This window comes from Deltaproteobacteria bacterium, assembly GCA_016208165.1.
Lineage (GTDB): Bacteria > Desulfobacterota > Desulfarculia > JACQYL01 > JACQYL01 > JACQYL01.
In genome coordinates, this window is record JACQYL010000041.1 from 21,562 (window position 1) to 46,751 (window position 25,190).

General features: G+C 54.9%; 23 protein-coding genes. All 23 read left to right on the forward strand.

Annotated features, from left to right (window positions below):
- Positions 1–10 precede the first annotated feature (10 nt).
- On the forward strand, positions 11–1,321 hold the full coding sequence (locus HY788_08745; protein MBI4774251.1) for a sigma 54-interacting transcriptional regulator: 1,311 nt from the start codon (positions 11–13) through the stop codon (positions 1,319–1,321).
- 31 nt (positions 1,322–1,352) lie between these two features.
- Entirely contained in the window at positions 1,353–1,706 is a 354-nt protein-coding gene (locus tag HY788_08750; GenBank protein MBI4774252.1) for a dinitrogenase iron-molybdenum cofactor biosynthesis protein, read from the forward strand.
- Between the two features lie 46 nt (positions 1,707–1,752).
- Positions 1,753–2,331 carry a cache domain-containing protein gene (locus HY788_08755; protein MBI4774253.1) on the forward strand — a complete coding sequence of 193 codons (579 nt, stop codon included), beginning with the start codon at positions 1,753–1,755 and terminating at the stop codon, positions 2,329–2,331.
- A 43-nt stretch (positions 2,332–2,374) separates the two neighbouring features.
- The gene (locus tag HY788_08760) at positions 2,375–3,343 is read left to right on the forward strand and encodes a hypothetical protein (protein ID MBI4774254.1); all 969 of its coding nucleotides are present in this window, start codon (positions 2,375–2,377) and stop codon (positions 3,341–3,343) included.
- Between the two features lies 1 nt (position 3,344).
- Positions 3,345–3,749, forward strand: a complete 405-nt coding sequence (locus tag HY788_08765) for a response regulator (GenBank protein ID MBI4774255.1) — start codon at positions 3,345–3,347, stop codon at positions 3,747–3,749.
- On the forward strand, positions 3,746–4,402 hold the full coding sequence (locus HY788_08770) for a HAMP domain-containing histidine kinase (GenBank protein ID MBI4774256.1): 657 nt from the start codon (positions 3,746–3,748) through the stop codon (positions 4,400–4,402). The genes HY788_08765 and HY788_08770 overlap by 4 nt, the downstream gene beginning before the upstream one ends.
- Before the next feature lie 482 nt (positions 4,403–4,884).
- A complete protein-coding gene (locus tag HY788_08775; protein ID MBI4774257.1) occupies positions 4,885–5,511 on the forward strand; it encodes a response regulator in 627 nt (208 codons plus the stop codon).
- Between the two features lie 165 nt (positions 5,512–5,676).
- The gene (locus HY788_08780; protein ID MBI4774258.1) at positions 5,677–7,455 is read left to right on the forward strand and encodes a two-component sensor histidine kinase; all 1,779 of its coding nucleotides are present in this window, start codon (positions 5,677–5,679) and stop codon (positions 7,453–7,455) included.
- 13 nt (positions 7,456–7,468) lie between these two features.
- Entirely contained in the window at positions 7,469–7,879 is a 411-nt protein-coding gene (locus HY788_08785) for a response regulator (GenBank protein ID MBI4774259.1), read from the forward strand.
- Positions 7,848–8,270: a response regulator gene (locus HY788_08790; GenBank protein MBI4774260.1), complete on the forward strand. Its 423-nt coding sequence runs from the start codon at positions 7,848–7,850 to the stop codon at positions 8,268–8,270. Before HY788_08785 ends, HY788_08790 begins: the two co-directional genes overlap by 32 nt.
- 54 nt (positions 8,271–8,324) lie before the next feature.
- A complete protein-coding gene (locus HY788_08795) occupies positions 8,325–9,632 on the forward strand; it encodes a sulfite exporter TauE/SafE family protein (protein ID MBI4774261.1) in 1,308 nt (435 codons plus the stop codon).
- Complete coding sequence (locus HY788_08800) at positions 9,629–10,315, forward strand: hypothetical protein (GenBank protein ID MBI4774262.1); 687 nt, start codon at positions 9,629–9,631, stop codon at positions 10,313–10,315. Before HY788_08795 ends, HY788_08800 begins: the two co-directional genes overlap by 4 nt.
- A 258-nt stretch (positions 10,316–10,573) precedes the next feature.
- Positions 10,574–13,174, forward strand: coding sequence for a pyruvate, water dikinase (locus HY788_08805; protein ID MBI4774263.1), 2,601 nt, complete (start codon positions 10,574–10,576; stop codon positions 13,172–13,174).
- 1,106 nt (positions 13,175–14,280) lie between these two features.
- Positions 14,281–14,382: a selenobiotic family radical SAM modification target peptide gene (locus tag HY788_08810; GenBank protein ID MBI4774264.1), complete on the forward strand. Its 102-nt coding sequence runs from the start codon at positions 14,281–14,283 to the stop codon at positions 14,380–14,382.
- 345 nt (positions 14,383–14,727) lie between these two features.
- A complete protein-coding gene (gene sbtM, locus HY788_08815) occupies positions 14,728–16,371 on the forward strand; it encodes a selenobiotic family peptide radical SAM maturase (GenBank protein MBI4774265.1) in 1,644 nt (547 codons plus the stop codon).
- A 139-nt stretch (positions 16,372–16,510) separates the two neighbouring features.
- Positions 16,511–17,179, forward strand: a complete 669-nt coding sequence (locus HY788_08820) for a transcriptional regulator (GenBank protein MBI4774266.1) — start codon at positions 16,511–16,513, stop codon at positions 17,177–17,179.
- Between the two features lie 31 nt (positions 17,180–17,210).
- On the forward strand, positions 17,211–17,876 hold the full coding sequence (tenA, locus tag HY788_08825; protein MBI4774267.1) for a thiaminase II: 666 nt from the start codon (positions 17,211–17,213) through the stop codon (positions 17,874–17,876).
- 350 nt (positions 17,877–18,226) lie between these two features.
- Entirely contained in the window at positions 18,227–18,793 is a 567-nt protein-coding gene (locus tag HY788_08830; protein ID MBI4774268.1) for a TetR/AcrR family transcriptional regulator, read from the forward strand.
- Positions 18,794–18,854: 61 nt separating this feature from the next.
- A complete protein-coding gene (locus HY788_08835) occupies positions 18,855–20,216 on the forward strand; it encodes an alpha-amylase (protein ID MBI4774269.1) in 1,362 nt (453 codons plus the stop codon).
- 341 nt (positions 20,217–20,557) lie between these two features.
- Positions 20,558–21,070, forward strand: a complete 513-nt coding sequence (locus tag HY788_08840) for a DUF1648 domain-containing protein (protein MBI4774270.1) — start codon at positions 20,558–20,560, stop codon at positions 21,068–21,070.
- A 124-nt stretch (positions 21,071–21,194) separates the two neighbouring features.
- Complete coding sequence (locus HY788_08845) at positions 21,195–22,004, forward strand: transporter substrate-binding domain-containing protein (protein ID MBI4774271.1); 810 nt, start codon at positions 21,195–21,197, stop codon at positions 22,002–22,004.
- A gap of 213 nt (positions 22,005–22,217) precedes the next feature.
- Positions 22,218–23,678: an MBOAT family protein gene (locus HY788_08850; protein MBI4774272.1), complete on the forward strand. Its 1,461-nt coding sequence runs from the start codon at positions 22,218–22,220 to the stop codon at positions 23,676–23,678.
- 192 nt (positions 23,679–23,870) lie between these two features.
- Positions 23,871–25,100 carry a hypothetical protein gene (locus HY788_08855; GenBank protein ID MBI4774273.1) on the forward strand — a complete coding sequence of 410 codons (1,230 nt, stop codon included), beginning with the start codon at positions 23,871–23,873 and terminating at the stop codon, positions 25,098–25,100.
- The last annotated feature ends 90 nt before the right edge of the window (positions 25,101–25,190 follow it).

Consider the following 25,190-nt stretch of genomic DNA (forward strand, 5'->3'; position numbering starts at 1 on the left):
GCTGGTCATCATGGATCCCTATCGGCGAGTCCTGCTGCTGAACAGCGCCCTCGAAGCATTGGCCGGTTTCAGGAGGCACGAGGTGTTGGGCGTACCCTGCCGGGATGTACTGCGGGCCAGCGTGTGCGGCTCCAACTGCCCGGTCCTGCAAGCGGAGCAAAACAATGCGCCGGTGACTATCGAGGGAGACATCATCAACCGGGACCGTCAGAAGATCCCCGTACGCATAACGGCAGCTCCCTTGAGCGACCTCAAAGGCCGCGTCGTCGGCTTCATGGAGACAGTCGCCGACATCAGGACTCCTCTTGGATCGGTCGATCAGATCCCGCACCTGGACAGCCTCGGGCAACTCATAGGTCAGAGCGCAAAAATGAGAGAACTGTTCCGCCTCGTACCGGTGGTCGCTCAAACCGATTCCTCCCTCCTCATCACCGGTGAAACAGGCACCGGAAAAGACGTCTTGGCCGAGGTCATCCACGAAGCATCCGATCGGGCCGACGGTCCTTTCATAAAAATCAATTGCGGCGCTCTGCCGGAAACGCTGATGGAATCGGAGCTTTTCGGTCACAAGAAAGGCGCGTTCACGGGAGCGGTGAACGACAAGGCGGGACGTCTGCGTTTAGCCCACAATGGTACGCTTTATCTGACCGAGATAGGAGACCTCCCACTGCCGCTTCAGGTGAAGTTTCTGACCTTTCTGGATGACAAGGTGGTTTATCCTCTGGGGAGCACCAGCGGTTTCCAGGCGGACGTCCGGGTCATCGCCGCCACGCACCGTAACCTGGAACAGATGGTCGCGGGCGGCCTTTTCCGCCAGGATCTGCTCTTCCGCCTGAACGTTGTCCGCTTTCACCTGCCTCCTCTGAGAGAAAGAGGAAAGGATATCGGTCTTCTCCTGGATCATTTTCTGAAGGTCTATTCTTCCCGCTTCGGCAAGCGGATCGGTGGGGTGTCACAACAGGTTCGAAATATATTACTGAACTACGGCTACCCCGGAAACGTACGTGAATTGAGAAACATCGTTGAATACGCCACCAGTATCTGTCCACTGGAAACCATCCAGACGGATCATTTGCCCGTCTACCTTCTGGAAGACGCCAGGGAAGCCCACCATGAAATTATCGGTCCGGCGGCTGTGGCCCCTTCAATGCATGACGCAAAGGGACGGACGGGGAGGATGAATTGGGCCGACAGCGAGCGGCAGCTCATCATCGATACGTTGTTCAAGGTTAACGGCCGTCGAAGCAAAGCCGCCGAAATCCTAGGCTGGGGCCGAACCACGCTCTGGCGGAAAATGAAGGAGTACGGGCTTGCATCCTGATGTGATCCGGGAGCGAGAGCGGAGTCATGGAATAAAACTGCTCATTACTCTGTCCGAGAATGATGTAGCGCCCCGATTCGACCTGGCCACGGAAGTGGTGATCTGTACCATCGGGCCGGACGGATCGACCGAACAAACCAGAACCATCGTGTTGGCGCACGCTTCCGCGGAAGACCTCTGTCAAATGATTCTCGAAGAAGGCGTGGATGTGGTCATTTGCAACGGTATTGAAGAGCAATTCTACGAGTATCTGACCTGGAAGAAGGTCACCGTGCTGGACTCGGTGATGGGGCCGTGGGAGAAAGCCCTGGAGCGTTTTCGCACCGACCGACTGCAGCCCGGGGACATACTTTTCGATCGACCGGAGAAGAAACACCATGGGTAATACTTCTTTAGTCTCAGCAGCATCGCTCCCTGAGGAACCTCTGACGATGTCCGAGCAGGAAGGATTTCATCGACGCTACAAACTTCTTCGCCGAAATATGATCATCATTATTGTAGTAGTCACCGTTCTGCCGCTCTTTATGATGGCTTTGATCAACCATTACGAATATCAGAAAGTCTTGAGGCGCGAAATCATTCAGCCTTTGGGCGGCCTGGTCAGCAAGACCAAGCATTCGTTCGAACTGTTTCTGACGGAACGTCTTTCAGCCGTGAGCTTCATCGCATCGGCCTATTCCTTCGAAGAACTGGGCGACCAACAGACGCTGAATCGAATCTTCCAGGTGATGAAGGAGGAATTCGGCGGCTTCGTGGATCTGGGACTCATCGACTCCTCGGGTCTGCAGGTCAGTTATGTGGGCCCTTACAATCTCAAGGGCAAGATGTACAAGGATCACGACTGGTTTCAGGAAGTGGCGGTTCGGGGTGAACATATCAGTGACGTGTTCATGGGCTATCGAAAGTTCCCCCATTTCGTGATGGCGGTGCGAAAGGAAAACGCGGCGGGAGTGAGCTGGATCCTCCGGCGTTCTCCAGACCTCTTCGAGATTCTATGGAAAAGCCCTTGACACGTTTCCCTTGCCCATGCCCCCTCTGAGCTATGAAGCCCATGTGACGGAGACAAAAGACCAAAAAGGCAGGGAAGTCCTCATGGCCTATACCTACTTTGCTTCCCCCTCCTTTGCCCTGATATTGATCAAACCAAGAAGCGAAGTCCTGCAATCCTGGTACACGCTAAAAAGTGAAATACTGCTCATCTTCGTGGCGAGTGTGATAGCGATTTTGCTGGTCGTATTCAAGATAACGGACCGACTGGTCAAGCAGATCGAAGAATCGGACCGGAAGCGTCTGATCAGCTACCACGAGATCGAACACACCAACAAGTTGGCTTCCATCGGCCGATTGGCCGCGGGCGTGGCGCACGAGATCAACAACCCCATGGCGATCATCAACGAAAAGGCCGGATTGATGAAAGATCTCATCGAGTCTATGTCCCAATTTGAACAAAAGTCCAAATTCCTTCAGTTGACACAATCGATACTGGCATCCGTAGACCGATGCAGCACTATAACCCATCGATTGTTGGGCTTTGCCCGTCGGATGGACGTCGAGATCGAGTCATTGAATCTGAACGAGGTGATCGTTGAGGTGTTTGGCTTTCTCGAGAAGGAAGCCCTTCATCGAAACATCGATCTCGAACTGAAACTGGACGAGAAACTCCCGGAGATCCTCTCGGACCACGGCCAGTTACAGCAGGTCTTCCTGAACATACTGAACAACGCCTTTTCCGCCGTAAAAGACGGCGGAAAAATCATCATCGCCAGTTGGGAACGGGAACAGCGCTTTGTCGGCGTATCGATCCAGGACGACGGAGTCGGTATGTCCGAAGAGACTCGAAAACGCATCTTCGAACCGTTCTTTTCCACGCGCAAAGGGTACGGGACGGGATTGGGCCTCTCCATCACCTACGGCATCGTTCAGAAGTTGGGAGGCAGGATAGAGGTCCAGAGCAAAGAAGGTGAGGGAACGACTTTTACGGTGCTATTACCTAAGAAATCCGGGCAACAGGGGGAGGCATGACATGCAAGGACTCAAAGTACTCCTTGTGGATGATGAAGAGGAATTCGCATCCACATTGGCTGAACGTCTTCGGCTCAGAGACATTGTAACCCTGGTGGCCAACGACGGGGAACAGGCGCTCCGAATCCTGGAAACCGAAAGGCCTCGCGTCGTGGTGTTGGATGTCATGATGCCGGGATTGGGGGGACTGGACGTCTTACAGCGAATCCGAAACAAACATCCGGAAATCAAGACCATTCTACTGACGGGCCGGGGATCCACCAAGGATGGGATTAAGGGTATGCGATTGGGGGCGTACGACTACATGATGAAACCGGCCAAGATCGAGGAACTGATCGAAAAGATGAAAGAGGCGTTTGAGGCCTCCAAACTGGAAACGGATTCAAGCGAGGCCGCCGGGAAATGAGATCATGCGAAGTCGACTTCATCGGCAAGATCATCGCCGCTGTAAGTCACGAATTCATGAACGTGCTGGCGACCATTCGCGAGTCTTCCGGGTTGATGGAAGATCTGCTCTCTGTGCTCGGTACGGGTTTTCCGTATAAGGACAAGTTGACCAAGAGCTTCGCCATTACCCGGAAGCAGGTTTCCAGAGGAATGGAAATCGGAGCAAATCTGAACGCATTCGCCCACAACATGGACGCACCAAGGGCAAATCAGGACATCAACGCGCTGGTGCACCAAATCAGTTATCTCATGGGACGTTTCGCCCGATTGAAACAGATCGAATTAGAGGTACAACCGGCGGAATCGCCCCTGCAGGTCGAGACTGATCCTTTTCGGCTTCAGCTGGTCATTGCCAAATGCATCGAATCCTGCATGAAGCGTACTGCCAACGGCGGCGTGATCACTCTGAAATGCCGGAAAGGCGACCGGGAAGTGCGCCTCGAGTGCCGGGGCGAGCCGCTCACCGATCAGACGGGCGCGGCGCCCCTCCTCGATTCGGAAACGGCGGATCTGAAAGAGATCCTCCAGATGTTAGGCGCCGAGTTGTCTTGTTTCACCACAGGCAACCGGGGCGGCTTCGAGATCTCCATTCCCTATTCCGGCCTTCGGTGATGCTGTTTCATTTTGTCTCAAATCGCTACATCCGGTTTGTTTCTATATGTTTCATAAAGTTCCACACCCCTGCCCTGTACTGCCTAACGTCCTGTAATCGCTCATAATTCATTCTGGCACACTCCTTGCCATTTCATATAGTCAAATGGGTCCTTCCGGTCTTCGCTTCGGATCTCTATATCGAAATACCCGGACGGCCCATCCTCTGACCAACGCTTACCCCTAATGGCGCGAACACAAAGGAGACCATCGTGAAGAAAGATAAACTCAAAGTGCTCTTGGTGGATGACGAGAAAGAATTTGTGGAAAGCCTTTCCGAACGGCTCGGGATGAGGAACGTCGACGCCGAAGTCGCCTATGACGGAAAGCAGGCCCTCGAAGCCATCAAGCGGGAAAAGCCAGATGTCATGGTGCTGGACCTCAGAATGCCCGGCATTGACGGCCTGGAAGTCCTCCGCAAAGTCAGACAGAGCGATCCCGATATGGAAGTCGTGATTCTGACGGGCCATGGTACGGACAAAGACGAAGCAGAGGTCCTCAAGCTGGGAGCATCCGCTCTCTTGAAGAAGCCCGTGGACATCGACGAGTTGACTCGCGCATTTCGCAAGGAAAAACTCAAAGTGCTCTTGGTGGATGACGAGAAGGAATTTGTGGAAAGCCTTTCCGAACGACTTGAACTGAGAAATCTGAGCGCCGAGATCGCTTATAACGGAGAAGAGGCTCTGCGGACCCTTAAGAAAGGACAGCCCGACGTCATGGTGCTGGACTTGAGAATGCCCGGCATTGACGGCATAGAGGTGCTTCGCAAAGTCAGGAAAGACCATCCCGACGTCGCCGTCGTGATCCTGAGCGGTCATGGAACGGAAAAGGATCAGAAAGAAGCCATGCGACTGGGGGCCTCCGCCTATTTGAAGAAACCGGTGGACGTCGATCAGCTGGTCGGCACCTTGCACAAGGTTTGGAACAGACTCAAAAAGTCCAAAAAGGCCGTGGACACCTTACTAATGGCCGCCGCCTTGTCACAGGCCGGCGAACCTGGGCTGGCTCAGGAGGCCATGGCCGACCTGTTGGATGAAGAAGACGAGGGCAGGGGGACGGGTCGGTCTTAAGAAGCTTAAGGCTCGTCACGGCGCCTCAAACCCCGTCCCAAAGAAACAGGAACCACTTCTTGTTATACGGGCAAGGCCAAAGAGTAAACGGTGCGACCAAGATTGACCTCATAGGAATTGCGATTCGGCACGATCCATCTAGTCTGCGTGCCGGCTGGATGCCATATGTTTAGCTATATTCGGGACCGAATCAAGAAGAACATACCCACAAACAAGCATTACAGATCATTGATGAAAAGTATGCTTCTTCTTGGATTTATGCTTCCCTTTCTGCCGATGACTTTGGTGGGCGGCGTTATATACTATCAGTTCAGCAACGCTTACCAGAAAAACGTACTTGCACAGATGAGAGAGGCAACCCTGAAGAGCAAACACATCATCGACGATTTCTTGATGGAAAAGCTAAACGACATTCGATTCATCGCCGCGGCTTTCTCTTTGGATGACCTGCGGAAGGTATCGGCTTTAGAGGGAATTCTCGAACAGCTTAACACAGAAAACGAGTCGGTCTTTTCGGCTCTGGAGCTGGTGGATGGAGCAGGCATTCCTGTCGCAAACGCAGGAACGCCTCTTCCTCCTACCCAGCCGTACGCGGAGACCGCCTGGTTCCACGAGGCCATGCATGCCCGATACTTCATAAGCGACGTATCTTCGGATGCGCAGGGTCATTCCTATTTCACGATGGCGGTGAGAAAGGACGTGATGGGAGAGCAGAGGGTTTTGCGATCCATAATCCCCGTGGAAGCGTTCAACAGGTTGTTGGAGGAGGCCGGGATAGGAACTACTGGAAACGCCTTTATCGTGAACAGGGAAGGTCAATACCAGACGAAACCCCCTGAGGGCGAAGGATTCGGTGAGAAAGTCGTATTGGACCTCCTGTCGGACGTCTCCAAGCGCGCTAAAGCGGACATTTCGACAACTCAAGCTGCCGATTCTTCTGGGAACGAGACTACATACGCCGCGACCTCCCTCAAGAACGGAAACTGGATTATCGTCCGCCGACAAAGCGTCTCGGAGTCGCTTTCCGGTCTTAACACAGCCAAGCGCGTGACCCTCGCCACCATCCTTTTGTCCACGCTGTTTCTGGCGACCAACGCCTTGAGGCTGTCAAAGAAGACGGTCCGTCGCATCGAGCTGGCGGACAAGAATAAACAGAAAATGAACGAGCAGATGTTTCAAACCGGTAAGCTTGCCTCGATCGGCGAATTGGCAGCGGGCATTGCTCATGAAATCAACAACCCGGTGGCCATCATGGTTGAAGAAGCGGGCTGGATTGACGACTTGCTGCAAGAAGAGGAATTCCGGGAAGGTAAAAACCTGGCCGAATTCAAACGATCCTTAGGGCAAATCCGGATCCAGGGAAAGCGGTGCAAGGAGATCACGCACAAACTGCTCAGTTTTGCGAGGAAAACCGACTTCACATTGCAGCGGGTTCGTCTCAACGAGTTGGTCGAGGACATTGTAGCCATTTCGGGAAAAAGGGCGAAATACTGCGGCGTGGTTGTTCGTACGGATATTCAAGACGGCATTCCCGACCTGTATCTGCCCAAAACCGAAATTCAACAGGTTCTCCTAAACCTGATCAACAACTCCCTCGATGCCATGGGGGAAAAAGGGGGAACTTTGTCCATATGCGCATGGCTCCAAAACGGGAGCATTCTCCTAGAAGTATCCGACACCGGACGTGGGATTCCCAAAGAGAACCTTTCACGCTTATTTGATCCTTTTTTTACCACCAAGCCGGTTGGAAAAGGAACCGGCCTCGGTCTGTCCATCTGCTACGGGATCATCAAGAGACTGGAAGGGGAGATAGTTGTGAACAGCGTCGTGGGCGCCGGCACTACCTTTCTTGTCAGGATTCCTATTCCAAAGGAAAAGGACAAGGACGTCTTGAAGCCGGACAATGCCGCCGATTCTGATCAATTATCCGAACACCTTTCTTGACAGGAAAGAGCCGATGCGCGGAATAACCGTATTACTGGTGGATGACGAAATCCCCTTTGTAGAGACCGTAAACAGACGTTTAGCCAAAAGGGGAATCAACATCCTGACGGCTTTTAGCGGGGAGGAAGCCCTTGTGCAGCTCGACAACAATCCCGGCATCCAAGTTGTGGTATTGGACGTAAAGATGCCGGGGATGAACGGCATTGAAACACTTGCCGAGATCAAGAGGCATCATCCTTTGGTCGAGGTCATTATCCTCACGGGTCACACAACCATCGAATCCGCTATCAGAGGCATGAGGCTGGGAGCCTTTGACTACTTAAGTAAGCCGTGTGAACTCGAAGAACTTGCAAATAAGATCCGGCTGGCAGTCCGGAAAGGAGGTCATAACAATGAAGAACATTCAAGTCTTGCTCGTCGATGACGAAGCGGAGTTCATGGAAACGCTCATTAAGCGTATGAGAAAGCGTAACGTGGATATCGCAGGAGTAAAAAGCGGCGAAGAAGCGTTGTCGGCCCTGGATCGAAGCCCGGCCGACGTGGTGGTCCTGGATGTAAGAATGCCGGGCATGGACGGGATAGAAACGCTCAAACAGATCAAGAAACGGCATCCGCTGACGGAAGTCATCATGCTTACCGGACACGCGAACATGGAAGTGGCGGTTCAAGGGATGGAACTTGGGGCTTTCGATTACCTGATGAAGCCGATGGATATTGATGAGCTTTTGTACAAGGTGGAGGATGCATATAAGGGAAAGACGATCCAGGAAAACAAACTAAGTGGACTAAACAGTCGTACCGTATCTGTCAAATAAAGGCTTTGCAGAGAAGCTACCGACCAAGAATCTCGAACTAGGAGGATTGTAGAAATGGGTTTCTTCAAGCAGTGGGGCAGGTTCATGATGATAGGTGCAAAGGCCCATGCACAGTGGGAGATCGATGTATCGAGAACCATTCTGGGAGACAAAAAGCGAATGCTCATTCTCGGTTTGCTGACTCTGCCGGTGCTGTTGGGAGGCATTGCCCTAGCCGACCAGATAGGAGGGGTGCTTCCGGACGTATTGGGCGGGAAGAAGGCGTACAGTCCGGCGTTCTATTCAACGGGAATATTCGTGATCTCGATATTGATCGGGTTGGGCGCCGGCCTCATCACGGGCTGCATTGGCGCGGGGGGCGGTTTTGTCATTGCTCCCGCCCTGATGAGCGCGGGTATCAAAGGAATACTGGCTGTGGGAACGGATCTTTTTCACATCTTCGCCAAAGCCATCATGGGAACGGTCATGCATCGAAAATTGGGCAACGTGTCCGTCCCTCTAGCCGTGACATTCTTGATCGGCGCAATTGTGGGAGCAACGGCGGGCGGGCTGATCAATCGATTTCTGTATGAGATCAATCCTGTGCTCAGTGACGCTTTTATAACAACAATCTACGCACTCATGCTGGGATTCCTGGGCTGCTACGCTCTCCTGGACTTCCTCAAGGCGCGGAAACGAAAAGCGGATAAGGATTTTCATGGGGCTGGAGCAGAGACTCCTGCCGCCAGAGACGAGGGGACCGAGACAGGCCGCCTCCCCATGAAACTTCAGTCCGTGGCGATACCCCCCATGGTCAAGTTCGACTACGATTTCACTCCGGGAGGAAGAAGCATTTCGTGGGTGTTTCTTGTGTTGAGCGGCGCTCTTGTAGGGCTTGCAGCAGGCATTATGGGGGTCGGCGGCGGATTTCTGACCTTCCCCATCTTCGTATACATGCTAGGTGTCTCTTCCATGACCACCGTTGGAACGGACATCTTCCAAATTGTCTTCACGGCAGGGTATGCCTCGGTCAGCCAGTACGCCATTTACGGTTTTATCTTCTACACATTGGCCATGGGCATGCTGCTGGGTTCGCTGCTGGGCATCCAGATCGGGGCCATGGTCACCAAAGTGGTGAAAGGTATTACGATCCGAGGGTTCTACGCCATGGCGGTTCTGGCGGGATTCGTCAACCGAATCTTTGCTCTGCCCGGTAAACTGGGAGAAATGGAAGTAATCCCCTTGTCCAAACAGACGGGGGCCTTCCTCGAGTCCATCGGCATCTATGCTTTTTTTATTGTGATCGGGATCTTCGGAGTCTGGGTGATAGGAACGTTTCTCAAAAACATCCGCGTGCTCAGAGGCGAGGAGGTGGCGGTATGATAGAAAACAAGCGGAAATTCTACACTGGATTAGGGCTGATGGCCGCGTTTGTGGTGGTGTTGATCATCTTTTTCTCCCCGGTTTTTAGAGGTCAGAACGGCCTCGACTACCTGGATAATCTGTACAACTCCATATCCAAGGGATCCGCCTACTACATCCCGAAGCTCAGGGATGAAATTCAACCGTTCAAAGGCGACCAGGTGGCAGTGAACCTCAAAATGGCAAACGATGAACAAGCCGAACAGACCTCTCGGCTTCTCAAGGCCGGCGGCGCCGAGGTCGTACAAGAGGCATCCCAGTTGAACGTCTCCGGAGATCTGGGCATGATCCTGGACAACTGCCTGGTGGACGCCGACGCCATGTATGAAAACAACGGGAGCAAAGTTTCCGGCAAGTATGGCTACGAAGAGCGAGTGGCCCTGTACAACTGGTGGAAAGCTTCCAAGGAGATGGAAAAGAGCTTGCAGAAGCAGAAACGATTCAAAGAAGCGGAGGTCGTCTCTCTGATTCTGAAAAAAGCCGTTGAGACTTCCTATAACTACTACAAAATAGAACCACAAAATATTTCAGACAAGGTTTGGATAGTCCTCCTTTCCCTTGTCTTTTATGTGGTTTATACCATGTGGTACGGCTTTGCCTTTATGTTCATGTTCGAAGGATGGGGAATGAAATTGGAGCATTAGCTCACGAACGTCTGAAGCCGGCGCTGTCGCGATTATGAGCAACGAATCACCAGAAATCGGAAGAAAGACAGCGTCGGTCCAGTCATGAACGGCTGAAGGCAAAACAGCGTTCGGTGAGCCTTCAGCCGCTTCACTGAACGTGCGACCGTCTATGAAAAAAGCGCCGCGGAACCACAGTTGAAAAGACCATACGGTTAGCTTAAGCTTTTGCTGACTCGGTAGCATAAGAAAATACGCGTATATACGAAGAGCACACGCATGAGCCGGATCGCCGATTTTGTCAGAAACCTGGCACCCCGAAGGAGAAATGCCGACACGGAGGGTGTGGAAGCCCTGCGGAACGACTTCAGGGCCCGGTATCACCGCTTCAAGCTTCTGCTGAATGCGAACAACAAGGCCCTGGAAATCATGGCGGAAATGGAGGAAGCGCTGAAAGGCCGCCAGCCTTTCGGCATGACTTTTGTCATGTCCCAATGCACCAGCGTCTCCACCAGTGTCTGGCAGATCATAAAGAACCTGAACGAACTGGCTCCCGGTCCGTATGAGGAACTCTACGAGAGATTCAAAGAAATCCAGAAGCAAATCAACCCGTTTGTGCAACGGAAAGACACATCCGCAAAAGGACCGTTGGTCATTCCCTTGAAAGAGGTGGACAAAGAAAAAACGGACCTTGTGGGCGCCAAGATCGCTAACCTCGGGGAAATCAGAAAGCACGTTTACCCGAAGGTGCCGAACGGATTCGTGGTTACAGCCACGGGGTACGAGCGGTTTATGCGACACAGCGATTTGCAGACCGAGATCGACCGCAAAATACAAGCCACGGACACGGACCGCCTGGACAAATTGTACGCTCTGAGCGCCGAAATTCAGCAGATGATCATCCGGTCCCCTCTTCCGGAAGACCTGCAATCCGCCATCGCGGAGAGCTACAGAGCACTGGAGGAACAGGAGGGCAAAGGGTTCACTCTGGCCATGAGGAGCAGCGCTCTCGGGGAGGACTATATAGGAGCCTCCTTTGCGGGCCAATATCGCACGGAACTCAATGTCAGCGGCGAACACATTTTCCAGGCCTACAAAGAGATCGTCTCCAGCAAATACGGTCTGGCCGCCATGACGTATCGGTTGAACCGAGGCATCCGAGACGAGGACATCGCCATGTGCGTGGGGTGCATGACCATGGTGGACGCCCTTTCCAGCGGGGTAATGTATTCGAGGAATCCCGTCGACATCCGAGACGAAAGAATCGTAATCAACGCCGTTTGGGGGCTTCCCAAGACCGTTGTGAACGGCAGCTCTGCAACGGATCTGTTTGTGATCTCCAGAGGAGATCATATGGAAATCGTTCACAGAGACATCCCCGTTAAGGAGCAGAAATTCGTCTGCTATCCGCAGGAGGGTGTCTGCCGTCTGGAAATGACGGAAGAGGATGGTCAGAAGGCTTCCATAACGGACGACCAGGCCCGAGATCTGGCCCTTTTGGCTGTACGGCTGGAGGAATACTACGGCGGCCCTCAGGACATGGAATGGGCCATCCGGCCCGATGGCCCCATCATGCTATTGCAGTGCAGGCCGTTACGGCAGACGGCCGGTCCATTGCAGCAGGACCCTGTAACCGAAAACAAGAGCCGTGACGTGATCTTTCATGACGGAGTCACAGCAAGCCCCGGCGTGGCCGCCGGTCCTGTATATATTGTCAAAAGAGACATGGATGCTCTCCAGTTTCCCAAGGGCGCCATACTTGTGACGACCCAGTCTTTGCCGCGTTGGGCAACGCTTTTGGGTCGGGCCGCGGGCGTAGTCACGGAACAGGGCGGCGTGGCGGGACATCTGGCCAATGTGGCGAGGGAGTTGGGCGTGCCCGCATTGTTCGGCGTCCGGGAAGCGACCAATCTCCTTGAACATGATCAGCCGGTCACCCTTGACGCCGATGGACGCAAAGTATACCGGGGACGCGTCGAGGAGCTGCTCGAGAGACGGGAAAGTCCCAAAAGGCTTATGATAGGGAGTCCTGTATATGAAGCCCTGAAAGGCGCTTCGCAGCTTATTATCCCGCTCAACTTTCTGGATCCCGACGCCCCTTCGTTCAAACCGAAACACTGTAGGACGTTCCACGATGTGACCCGGTTCTGCCACGAGAAATCCGTACAGGAAATGTTCCAGTTCGGTAAGAAGCATCGTTTTCCCGAGCGTTCGAGCAAGCAGTTGCTGTGTGAAGTTCCCATGCAGTGGTGGATTCTGAATCTCGACGACGGATTCAAGGACGAGGTGAGCGGACGGTACGTTCGGTTGGAAAACATTGCGTCCATCCCCATGTTGGCCATATGGCGCGGTATAACGGCCTTTCCATGGGAAGGTCCTCCGGCGGTGGACGGCAAGGGGTTCATGTCGGTCATGTTCGAGGCCACTAAGAACACCGCACTGGTTCCGGGTGTCCGGTCCAGCTACGGGAACCGGAACTACTTCATGATATCGAGGCACTACTGTAGCCTGAGTTCCAGATTGGGCTTCCATTTTTCCACTGTGGAAGCCCTGGTCGGAGACCGGCCGGGTGAAAATTATCTGAACTTCCATTACAAAGGAGGCGCCGCGGATTTCGAGCGGCGGCTGAAAAGAGTTCTTTTCCTGAAAGATATCCTGGAACAATACGAGTTCAGGGTGGAAATACGAAAAGACGCCTTACTGGCGCGGGTGGAAGCAAGGGAAGAGACCTTCATGGAAGAGCGCCTCAGAATTCTGGGTTACTTGACCATTCATACCCGTCAGTTGGATATGATCATGGCGAATCGGAACTCGGTGCAACAATACCGGTGGAAAATAGACAAGGACATACACGCCATACTCCAAGCACGCGCTTCATGAACAGAATTGTGAAACCGTCCGGCACGCTCCAGGCGCGGCGAATGCTCGGTCAAATCTCAACGATTCGTTGTGGGAAGGAAGCCACGCAAAAGAGGTCGGCCGTTTCGCCTTTTGCAGGCCGCATTTTCAAAAGCAAGACAGTTTTTCCTTTTCCGGCCCGATCTTTTCGTCGTTCATCCGAAAGGGCCAATGCATTCGTGAAGAATCGCGGATGACAAGGTTCTAAGAAGCAGCACCCGGCGCCTGAAGCACCACGCTCTAAAGGTTGAATGCGTTTGGCGATCGTCTAGTAGCTCAGCACGTTGGATTGCGCGTATCTCCCTGCCCAAGCTTTTCGAATGGATGCAAGGCTGTGAAGCATCCCCAAGGGACGGACATTCATTCGGTGGATTTTTTTCGTAGTCCCCTTGTGTCATGAGTACAAAGGACTTAAATTATGATTGAAAGCACCGATATAAGTAACAACGGACTGTAGAGCCTCCGGCTTCAACACAAAAAATGAAAACTAAGCGCGGCCGATGGGCCCGCAAAGTTAAGATTAGAAATAAGGAAGCCCGGGAAGGCACAGTCCGAGTATCTGGGGTGTACGTGCATCTTCTCTCCGAGCGGTTATCATCTTGGCGGTGAAGTTACTTTGCACGAGAGGATAACGGCACTACCGGAACTCATAAGGCAGAGGACCTGTTGGAGAGTTCACCTGTGATCCTAACGCGAGAACTAGTCAACAAACCCTAACCCGGCCACGGAGGACCCGTAGCGAGCGTCACTGACTGCGGGTCCGCTTTTTTGCACCGCTCCGGGGAAGGCGGTGACTCTCGTGGGCCGATCTTCCCTGGGATCCGATTAGCCCCTACAATTCCGGCCCGCACCCCGAATCCGGTCTTTCCCGGCTCCAAAAGCCCATCTCTGGTCGCGCCTCAAAGCTATGCTATCGGTTTTTTCAATCGATTTTTCTTTTATTTATCGGGAATATCCTTACCATGCCCTTGTCCGGACGGGAGTTGTCGCATAGAATAGTATTTAAGGCGGCTCGGGGAGGTTCTCTTTTTTTCAGGTAACCGGGAACGGGGTCGAGTATCGTCCGTCACCTTTTGAAGGGAGTCTGTATGGACAAGCAAAAACTGAAAAAGATTCTGGCGGGGTTCAGCATCGCTGGACTTTTGGCAGGCGCCGGATGTGCGGGTGCGCCATCCGGTTCCTCATCCTGAACCGGTTCCAAATCCGGTGCAGGTGGCACCGTAATCGAAGAAAAAAAGCCGGCCGACACCTCGGGCAGCGGTTCCCAATCCGGTGCAGGAAGCGTTGAAGAAAAGGAAGAGGAGAAACCCGGTACCAGTTCCTGAACGGGTTCCAAGTAGGGTGCAGGTAGCACCTAAGAGCAAAGACTCAGGTTATACTGGAGCGTTTCAAGCATGGGCATCGTCCGTGCGGTTGGCGCTGAATCGAGCTTCCGGGCGAGGAGTGACCTAATACCCATTCTTCAGGTCTGCGCCGGCCTGGGCGCCAAGTTGGTCGCATGACTGTAAAACCGTTCTTATTCCCCGAGGGATGATATGGAGCCTCCATCGCCCCACAACGACAAAAAGAGACCGCCCGAGCCCCCGATCCTTTCTGAGCGGTTTCAGAAGATCTTTCCCAAGTGCTGTTCCATCATGGGTCCCCACTCCCTGGACCGCGTGCTGAACGAGCACACGGCGCAAGCCGGTCCGGAATTCTTCCCGGATTTGCTGGAAACCCATGGAAGCCGGCCCGGTCTGCCGGCGTTTCTGGCGGACCTGGCCCGCGTGGAATGGGCCTTTCATCAAGCTCGAACCTACACGAACGAGTTCGATACGGATGTCGATGCATTAGAGCTCAACCCGACGGTTCAAGTCATCGAAACGGCCTGGACCGATCTCGATGCCCTGTTCCACGAAACGGGCGCCCCCCCCTCCATTTCCCCGCGGCCGGGCAAGACACTGGTGCTCGTCTGGAAGGACTTCAGCCGGGGAGAACCCCGGATCGGAACCGCATCGGACGAAGATCTGCTGGCCCTGAAGATGGTGTTGGAACAAACGGATCCGGCGAACACGGCCGCGGCGGAGAACGTCCCTGTGGGTGTGCCGGATAGAGCTCTGAAGCGCGCGGTTCGTCAAGGTATCCTGCTCGCTCCCCGGTCCGCTATCCGAAGGGACCCGGCCTGTTTTCCCATCAGCGACCAATGGGACGAACGATTTCTGGCCTCCCCCGTGTTTACCTTGCAGTGGCATGTCACCCAGGCCTGCGATCTGCACTGTAAACACTGCTACGATCGGAGCGATCGATCACCCATGAACCTGGAGCGGGCTGTTGCCGTGTTGGACGAGTTGCGAGTCTTTTGCAAAGAGCGGCACGTGAGCGGACAGGTTACCTTTACCGGCGGCAATCCCCTCCTCTTCCCGAAATTTACAGAGTTGTACCGGGCGGCGTCCGAACGCGGATTTGTTATCGCCCTTGCGGGCAATGTCGCCGCCAGGGAACGGCTGGAAGAACTGAAAGCTATTCAAAAGCCGGTTTTCTACCAGGTGAGCCTGGAGGGGTTGGAGGAACACAACGACCGGATCCGCGGTTCGGGATATTTCCGCAGGGTCATGGATTTCCTCGACCTGCTCCGGGAGATGGACATCTATTCCATGGTGATGCTTACCCTCACCAAAGACAACATGGATCAAGTCCTGCCTCTGGCCGAACGCCTTCGCGGACGAACGAACGCTTTCAATTTCAATCGTCTCTCCATGGTGGGCGAAGGTGCGCAACTTGAGCTTCCCGATCGCGAAGCCTACGCTGAATTCCTGGAATCCTATGTGGAAGCGTCGGAACAAAACCCCATCCTTGGATTGAAGGATAACCTGATCAATATCCTGTATCACCGCAAACAGAAAACGCTGTTTGGCGGATGCGCCGGCTACGGATGTGGAGCCGCCTTCAACTTTGTCACCCTGCTTCCGGACGGTGAAGTCCACGCCTGCCGCAAGTTCCCTTCCCTCATCGGCAATCTGTTCGAACAAAGCCTCGCTGAAATCTACGACTCGGAACCCGCCCGCCGCTATCGTGCGGGTTCCGAAGGTTGCCGCTCCTGCGCCATCCGCCCGGTCTGCGGCGGCTGTCCGGCCATTGCATACAGCCGGCGCCTCGACGTGTTCAACGATCGAGATCCCTACTGTTTTATAGACTCATAGAGAATCCTCCTGTATTCTGTTTGGAAAAGATCCCTGCCTCTCCCCGGCGGCTTCGCTCGAGGATCGGGTGGCGCTCCTTGAGGCGTGACCCGCTTTGCCCGCAGGAAGCCCAACATCGGTTCGAAAGGAGTGTCCAACCATGTCCAATGCCGACGAGTTGCTTAAAGAACTGAGAACGTTGAACGAGCCTTTCGAAAAAAGGTTTCTCGATCATCACTACGTGGAAGCCATTGAATCGGGTCAACTCAAGGAGAGCGCCCTGAGCGCATTCGCCGCGGAACAGTACCATATCATTACCAGCGATCTGCGCAGCATCGCCTTCCTCTATTCAAGAGAGACATCATCCACCGGGCAACAGTTCTTCTGGGACGTGTTGCAGGGAGAAAAAGAGGCTCTGAAAAACCTGATCTATTTTTCAGCGGCTCTCCACCTGTCCGATTGGGACATGGAGATGCACGAGCCGGCCGCGGGAGCGCAGGCTTACAAAGCGTTTATGGCCTGGCTGGCCGTGTTCGGAAGTTCGGCCGAAGTGGCCGCCGCCCTGATTGTAAACCTGCCGGCCTGGGCCGCCAATTGCGCCCGGATGAGCAGGGGCCTGAAGATCCATTACGGACTGAAGGATGCGGATGTGGCCTTTTTCGATCTTTTTAGTTCGCCGTCTTCCGACTTCCAGCGCATGGCTGTTGCGGTGATGGACGAGGGACTGCGCCGGGGAGTGGAGATCCGAGCCGTCCGGCGCTCGGCAAGGCTCGTTCAGGAGTACGAACTCATGTTCTGGGACACGCTGTACGAGCATTCGCGAGCATAAACATCTCGAATCGGCGCCATGCGAGGAAACCATGAGTTTCAGTGAACGACTGCGCGGAAGCGCCCATCACATCTGGGAAGCCAATTACCGCCACCCCTTTGTCCAGGCCATAGGAAAAGGAGATCTTGCGGAAAAGGCGTTCCGCTTTTATCTGGCCCAGGATTATGTATATTTAAAAGAGTACTGTCGTTTCCTCGCCCTGGCCGCTGCGAAGAGTCCGGATCTCGAATCCATGGGCCTGTTTTCCCACCTGCTGGAAGTTACCTTGAAGGTCGAGATGGATCTGCACCGGTCCATATGCGCGGAGTTCGGCATGTCCCCGTCGGATCTCGAAAGGGTCCGGCCCGCTCCCATCTGCCAGGCCTACACCGGTTACCTGCTGAAGACAGCCTACGAAGGCGGTTTTCTGGACCTCATGACGGCGTTTCTTCCCTGCGCCTGGGGGTATGTCGAGATCGGCCAAAGGCTGAAGGAACAGGGCCTACCCGACCACCCCCATTACGCCAAATGGATCGAAACCTATGCTTCGGTAGAATTCCTCGAACTGAACGAGGAACTGAAGAAACTGCTGGACCGGCACGCCGGAGGAATTTCCGAGCAGCAGGCCGACCGGCTGCAGGAAATCTTCGATTTTTCGAGTCGCTGGGAGGGCCTGTTCTGGGACATGGCCTGGATACAGAGCGACTGGCCTGATTGATGATATGAGCAGGCGCCGGATTCGTCGGATCCCGGAACATCTTCCGGCCGCTCGCTCTTCCATACGACAATCTCAAGACAATCCGGGACAGATCTCCGGCCGGGGACGTCTTCCGGGGCATCCATGATGTTGCCTATGTCCGTTCCGCGGCATTCGCATGGTACTCGGGAAACCGGATGTTTCCCCTTCGACCCATCCGCTCCGCCGGAGGCGGTGAGGGACCGCTTGGAGCGATTGAAGGGAGGCCGAGGGATCCGCCTCCGTCGGATTAACGTTTCTCTCGGAACCCAGGCTTTTCTTCTTGACTTGATATACTGATCGGTATAATCAGACCGTGGGAGCAGGGATCTATGGACAACCGAAAAAACCTTCTCACGTGCGCTTTGAACCTGTTTTCCGCCCGAGGCTACGATGCGGTGGGGGTACAGGAGATCGTGGAGGCGGCCGGCGTGACCAAGCCCACCCTGTACCACTACTTCGGAAATAAAAGGGGCGTGCTGGAGTCCCTCCTGGCCGAGCATTTCAAGGAGCTGTTTCTGAAGCTCCGATCCGAGGCGGACTATCGGGGCGACCTGCCCCTCACCCTCAATCGCGTGGCGGCGGTCTACTTTCGCTTCGCTGAACGGCATCCGGTCTACTACCGGATGCAGCTCTCCATGTGGTTCGCCCCCCCGGAAAGCGAAGCGCTCAAGACGGTGGCCAGGCTGAACGAAAAGCAGCAGGACCTCCTCGAGCATCTCTTCATCTGTGCGGCCAAGGACCACGGGAACATGAAGGGAAGGCACCAGGCCTACGCCGCCACCTTCCTGGGCATGATCAACACCTACATCGCATTGGCGCTGAACGGCTATGTGGTGCTGGATCCGGTGCTGACCCACCGGTCCGTTCATCAGTTCATGCACGGGATCTTTTCGTAATCAGATCGTTTTTTTGTCCCGAAACTATACCGATCGGTATATCGTTTCACGGAGGTTCGACATGACACACTGGGCGCGGGAATCCATCTTCTACCACATCTATCCCCTTGGGTTCTGCGGAGCCCCGCCACGAAACGATTTCACCTCCCCCGCCGTACCGCGCCTGGAACGCCTCCACGAGTGGATCGGCCACTGGGAGGAGCTGGAAGTCAACGCCCTTTATCTGGGTCCGGTGTTTGAATCCACCGCCCATGGGTACGATACGGCGGATTTCCAAAAGGTCGACCGGCGCCTGGGAACCAACGAGACCCTGGCTCGTCTGGTGCATGCTCTCAAGCAAAGACGTTTCCGGGTCATCCTGGACGGCGTTTTCCATCATGTGGGACGCAATTTTCCGGCTTTCCGGGACGTCCGTCAACGGCTCGATACGTCCGATTTCAGGCATTGGTTTTCCGGCCTTTCGTTCAACAGCGCAAGTCCCTTCGGGGATCCCTTTTCCTACGAAGGGTGGAACGGTCACTTCGACCTCGTCAAACTGAATCTGTCCAACCCCGACCTGAAAGCCCACTTGTTTCAATCCGTCGAAAGCTGGATCCTGGAATACGGCATCGACGGTCTGCGTCTCGACGCCGCGGACTGCCTCGATCCGGAGTTTCTGCGGGCCCTGGCCTCCTTTTGCAAAAAGATCCGTCCGGATTTCTGGCTCATGGGTGAGGTCGTGCGCGGGGACTACCGCCGATGGGCCAACGCGCAAATGCTCGATTCGGTGACCAACTATGAATGTTATAAAGGCCTGTATTCGAGCCACGTGGACCGGAATTATTTCGAAATCGCCTATGCGCTTCACCGCCAATTCGGAGAAAACGGCCTCTATCCTGACCTGCCCTTGTACAACTTTGCGGACAACCACGACGTGAACCGCGTGACGAGCAACCTCACGGAACGTCGCCACCTGTATCCCCTGTACTGCCTGCTGTTCACCATGCCCGGCGTTCCCTCCATCTACTACGGCAGCGAATGGGGGATCGAGGGCAGAAGAAGCTCGAACGGAGACCGGGCCTTGAGGCCGGCTCTCGATCTCACGAAAACGCGCAGCCAATGCCCTTATCCCGACCTCGCTCGAACCATCGCCCGACTCGCCCGGATTCGCAAGGAGAGCCCGGCCCTCAAGTACGGGAATTACCGACAGCTTCTGGTGTCCCATGAACAGCTGGCGTTCCTCCGGCATACACCCGACGAAGCCGTCGTTACTGTCCTGAACGCCGCCGGAAAAACCGTCCCCGTCCGATTTCCCTCGCCCTTCCCCAGGGGCGTCCGCCTCACGGACCTGCTGAATCCGGGGGAGGAATTCCAGGTCCGGGGAGATGTTGTGGATATCCCCGCAGTGTATCCGCACTGGGCCCGCATTCTCCGCGCCGGGTGAGATGTCAGGAAATGGGGGGAAAACTTTTAAAAAAGTTTTCCCCCCACCGTCCCCCCTTGCAAAACTATTTCAGCGGGCGCCACCCTACGGGAGGCGCTCTTCCTCGATCAGACAGAAGAAAGAACCCCCCGCGAGTTCTTTTCATGATAGAGTCTTTACATCGATGCGGGAAGCGACTCCTAATGGTGGGGTTGAACCGATCGATTTGTCTCTCCTGCTGTGCATTCTTCTCCTCTATCCCTGTGTCGGCGAACCCGAGCTTGTCGAGGGGTGAGAGGGCCGGAGGAGGGCTCATCGATAACCTGCTCGTAACCTCCCCCTTCCGAAGGAGGAACACGTCCATGGGAAACCTGTCTCAAGACACCAAGGTGTTCATCTTCCTTATTTTCGTGTCCGTGCTGCACATGGCGTATTACTACCCTCAAATGCCCGAATCCCTGGCTTCCCATTTTGACATCGCCGGAAAAGCCGAGAACTGGACCGGTAAGGACGTTTTCTTCCTCACGTACGCGGGGGTTGTGGCCCTTATGGCGCTCCTGTTTCTCGGCAGCCGATTCATCATGGAGAAACTGCCCGAAGCATTGATCAATCTTCCCAACAAGACATACTGGCTTGCACCCGAAAGAAAAGCGGAGACCTACTCGTATCTATCCACGCAACTGACCTGGTTCGGTTGCGCTTCTGTCCTCTTCATCATCGGTTGCATGCATCTGGCCATCCGATCCAACCTCACCGGCGAAAACACCATTGCTCCCGGCATCTGGCTGCTGACCACGGCTTATCTCATCTTCACCCTGTTTTGGATCGTACGGTTTGTACGGCGCTTTATGAAAAAGGAGCCGGAGCGGATGTAGTCCCTCCTTCAGCCCGGCCTCCGCGTCTCGGCCGCCTTACCAAGGCCGGAACTCGCGTGTTGAATGAGCGCCTTCGATTTGATAGTCTCTATTTAGATCCGTACTGTGAGGAGAATTCACCGAGATGGTCCTTGGAAACACGGCTTTTCTGAAGGTCCTATTCCTGATCGCAGCATGCGCGGTCGCTTTCCCCGGCTGTCTCGGGGGAGATCCGGACTCCCTCGAACGGGTCCGTAAAGCCGGGGAAATCAGCTTCGCCATGGGCGCAGGCTTTCCTCCTTTCAGTTTCTACAACGACAAGAACGAGTTGGTGGGATTCGACGTAGACGTGTCCCTGGAAGTGGCCAAGCGATTGGGCGTAAAGCTGAAGCCGGTTACCGTCAAATGGAGCGGTATCATCGACGGATTGCTGGCCGAGCAATACGACGGCATCCTCGGGAGCATGGCCATCACGGAAGAACGGGAGAAGCTCGTCGATTTTTCGCTGCCCTACTACTATTCCAAGTCCCGACTTGTCGTCCGAAACGACGCCTCTTACCAATCCCTGGCGGATGTGGAAGGCAAAATCATTGGGGTGGTCGAAGGCACGACGTACGTCGAGGACGCCCGAACACTGAAGGCGGGCGAGGTCCGCCTGTTCGGTGACGAGCAACAGAGCCTCCTCGCCCTGCAGGTGGGAGAAGTGGACGGCGTGATCACGGACATGGTGGTCGCCGGCAACCCTAGAGTGAGAGACCTGTATCAGGTTCGGCCGGTAGGTCCGGCGCTGCACAGCGAAGCCATCGCCGTGGCGTTTCGCAAGCAAGACGGTTCGTTACGGAAAAAAGTGAACGATATCCTGAAAGATATGATGGACGACGGCGCGTTGGACGAGCTGATAAAGAAGGTGGCTACCGGAGCGTACAACGTCCCCCCCACCGGGACGCCATCGTGAGTAAAACGAGTGACCTGAGAGAAACATTAACAAGTTTCTCTTAGACTCCCTTCCAATTTTTCAAGCGAGAACCTTACGGGCCCCGGAATTCACGGCCCCGAAATTCGTTTCTCCCTTAAGCCTCTCCGCCGGCGGTGAGGCGCGCGTCGAGAGTTTTGAAAAGAGGGTGCGGGGGGAAAACGTTGGAAAAAGTTTTCCCCCCGCAAATCATGTATGATTTTCAGCTCCGTCTTCTTCCTGTTCGCCTTTCTGCCCATCGTCATTCTGGGACATTTTTTCCTTCCTGAAAAATTCAGAAATCTGTTTCTCCTTTTGGCGAGCCTGCTGTTCTATTTTTGGGGCGAGAACTGGCTGGTCTTCATTGTCATTGCTTCCGTGACGGCCAACTATGCTTGCGGCATCCTCATATCAGGAGCCTACAAACCCGGCCCCATCGCCCCTGCCCCCGAGGCGCGGAAACACCGTCTGCGTAAGAAAACGTTTCTGGCGCTTTCCATTGCGGTGAACCTGGGACTGCTCGTCTATTTCAAGTACGCCAACTTCATGGTCCTGGACGTGCTCGGGGAGCTTATCGGGGCGAACGCACGATTATTCGACGGATGGCAAGAGATTCTCCTGCCTCTGGGCATCAGTTTCTACACGTTTCAGTCCATGAGTTACGTCATTGACGTATACAGGGGGAAAACGGCCGCCACCCGGAGCTTCATCGATTTTGCCTGCTATGTCACCTGCTTCCCTCAGCTCGTAGCCGGACCCATTGTTCGATACCGTGATATAGCGGGCCAACTGGTCCGACGCATCGTCACGCCGGAAGGCTTCGCCGAGGGCATCGGCCGTTTCGTGACCGGGTTGAGCAAGAAGGTGATCATCGCCAACACGGTGGGCAAAACCGCGGACGCCGTTTTTGCCCTTCCACCGGACAACCTCGATGCGCCCCACGCCTGGCTGGGGGTGCTGTGCTACACCCTCCAGATCTATTTCGACTTTTCCGGCTATTCGGATATGGCCATCGGTCTGGGGCGCATGCTGGGCTTCCGATACCTCGAGAACTTCAATTACCCGTACGTCGCTTCATCCGTGCAGGAGTTCTGGAGACGGTGGCATATATCCCTCTCCACCTGGTTCCGGGACTACCTTTACATCCCATTGGGCGGAAACCGGGGCTCTCGACTCCGCACCTATCTCAACCTGTGGACCGTATTTATCCTGTGCGGCCTCTGGCACGGAGCGAGCTGGAATTTCCTGGCATGGGGAGCTTACCACGGGCTTTTTCTGGTATTCGAACGCGCCGGCTTCAATCGCATCCTCGAACGCGCGCCCAAGGTCGTCGGTCATGTCTATACCGTGTTTGTCGTTATGACGGGCTGGATGCTCTTTCGGGCCGATACCCTGAACCATGCCTGGCTGACGGCCAGAGCGGCGTTCGGATTCGGCGCCGCCCTTCCTCAAGCCGTGTCGATCCGGTATTATCTGGGCAACGACGTGCTCGCAGCCGTCGGCCTGGGCATCCTGTTTTCCATGCCCGTGACGTCCTATGTAGGGTCCAGGGCGCCGTTTCTCCGATTCCATCGATATCACTGGGCGCGCTACATCGCATTGGCCCTTTTGCTGCTGGTCTGTTCCATGCGCCTAGCGAATGACGTGTATAACCCGTTTATTTATTTTCGATTTTAGTAATGCAGGAGCGGATATCATGTCGTTTCTGAAGGGAACTTTAAAAAGTTTCCCTCAGACTCTTTTCAAATTCCTTGAGCAGGCCCCACCGCCTTCGGCGGAGCGGCTAAGGGGATTATCCTGTAGCGCCTCCCGCAGGGTGGCGTCTGCTCGAAAACTTTTTCAAAAGTTTTCCCTCTGTGGTTGATGACAATGAAACAAAACAATCCTGCCGATGTTCATCGTTTTCTGAATGTGATGTTTGTGGCCCTCCTGTTCGCACCCATGTTGGGTATGATGGCGGGTATAGGCACTTCCACGCCCGAAGCGTTCCGGGAAATCGAGAATCGAGAGCCGGCTTCCTTTCCCAATACGGAATGGACCTGGTCCGGTATGGCGGCGCTTCCAGAAGCGTTGGACCGCTGGTTTTCCGACGGGTTCGGCTTCAGGAGCTTCCTGATCGACTTGAACGGCCGACTGGACGTCCAGGTTCTGAAGGTGTCCCCGGATCCGGAGCGCGTGGTTTTGGGGCGCCAAGGCTGGATGTTTCTGGGCGATCTGCACGAGCGTGTATTTTCCAAACACACCGGACAGGCGGCGGTTTCGGAAGTTGCTATCCGGCGATTTGCGGAAGACCGGCGGATGGAAAAAGAATGGCTCCAACGCCTATACGTTGAATACGTGGTGGTGATCACTCCGGACAAGCACACGATCTATCCGGAATACCTGCCGGAATGGGTGCGTTCCCCGCGCCCCTCGGAGGCCGCGGACCGGGCGGTCGAGCTGCTCGAGACCATCGGGGTGAGCACCATCGATCTGCGTCCCGCCCTGCGGACCGCCAAGAAAGACTACGGCGACTTCCTGTACCACAAAACCGACACCCATTGGACCGAGCTCGGGGCCTACGTGGCGTATGAGCATGCCATGAAAGGCATGGAACCTCTCCTGGGTCCGCTGAAAAGACTCGAAATGAAAAACTTCATGGTCCGGGACTACGATTTCGGAGGCGATCTATCGACCATGGCCCGAGTGGACCCGTATGTTCACGATCACAATGTGTTCATGACGTACGAGCAGAATCTCAACACCGTTTCAGCCTGCGAAGTTTCGGAGAAAACGCCGCTCAAGTTGCTGTGGGAGGATTCGAGAAGAAACGTGCCTCGCAATGCGAACGTCGAAATCATCAACCCCAATGGTTTTAACGACTTCCGGGTGCTTTTCATGCGGGATTCCTTCCTCACCCGCCTGACCCATCTGTTCGATCAATCCTTTCAGCAATGTGTGTATACGGACGAAACGTACGAACAGGGGCTCCCCATGAAAGACATGGTCACCCGATACCGGCCTGACATCGTCGTTTTTCAGCTCGCGGAACGGAAGATCCCGGAGTACCGCCCGAAGACGGATGCGCGCAAGGCATCGAGTTCGGACCTGGGCCCATAAACGATTGGTAATCGTTCACCGGGGGGAATCCGCCTCCGGCGAGAGCCGCGAGGGAAATGCAAACGGCAGGGGCGTATGGCAAAACGCCCC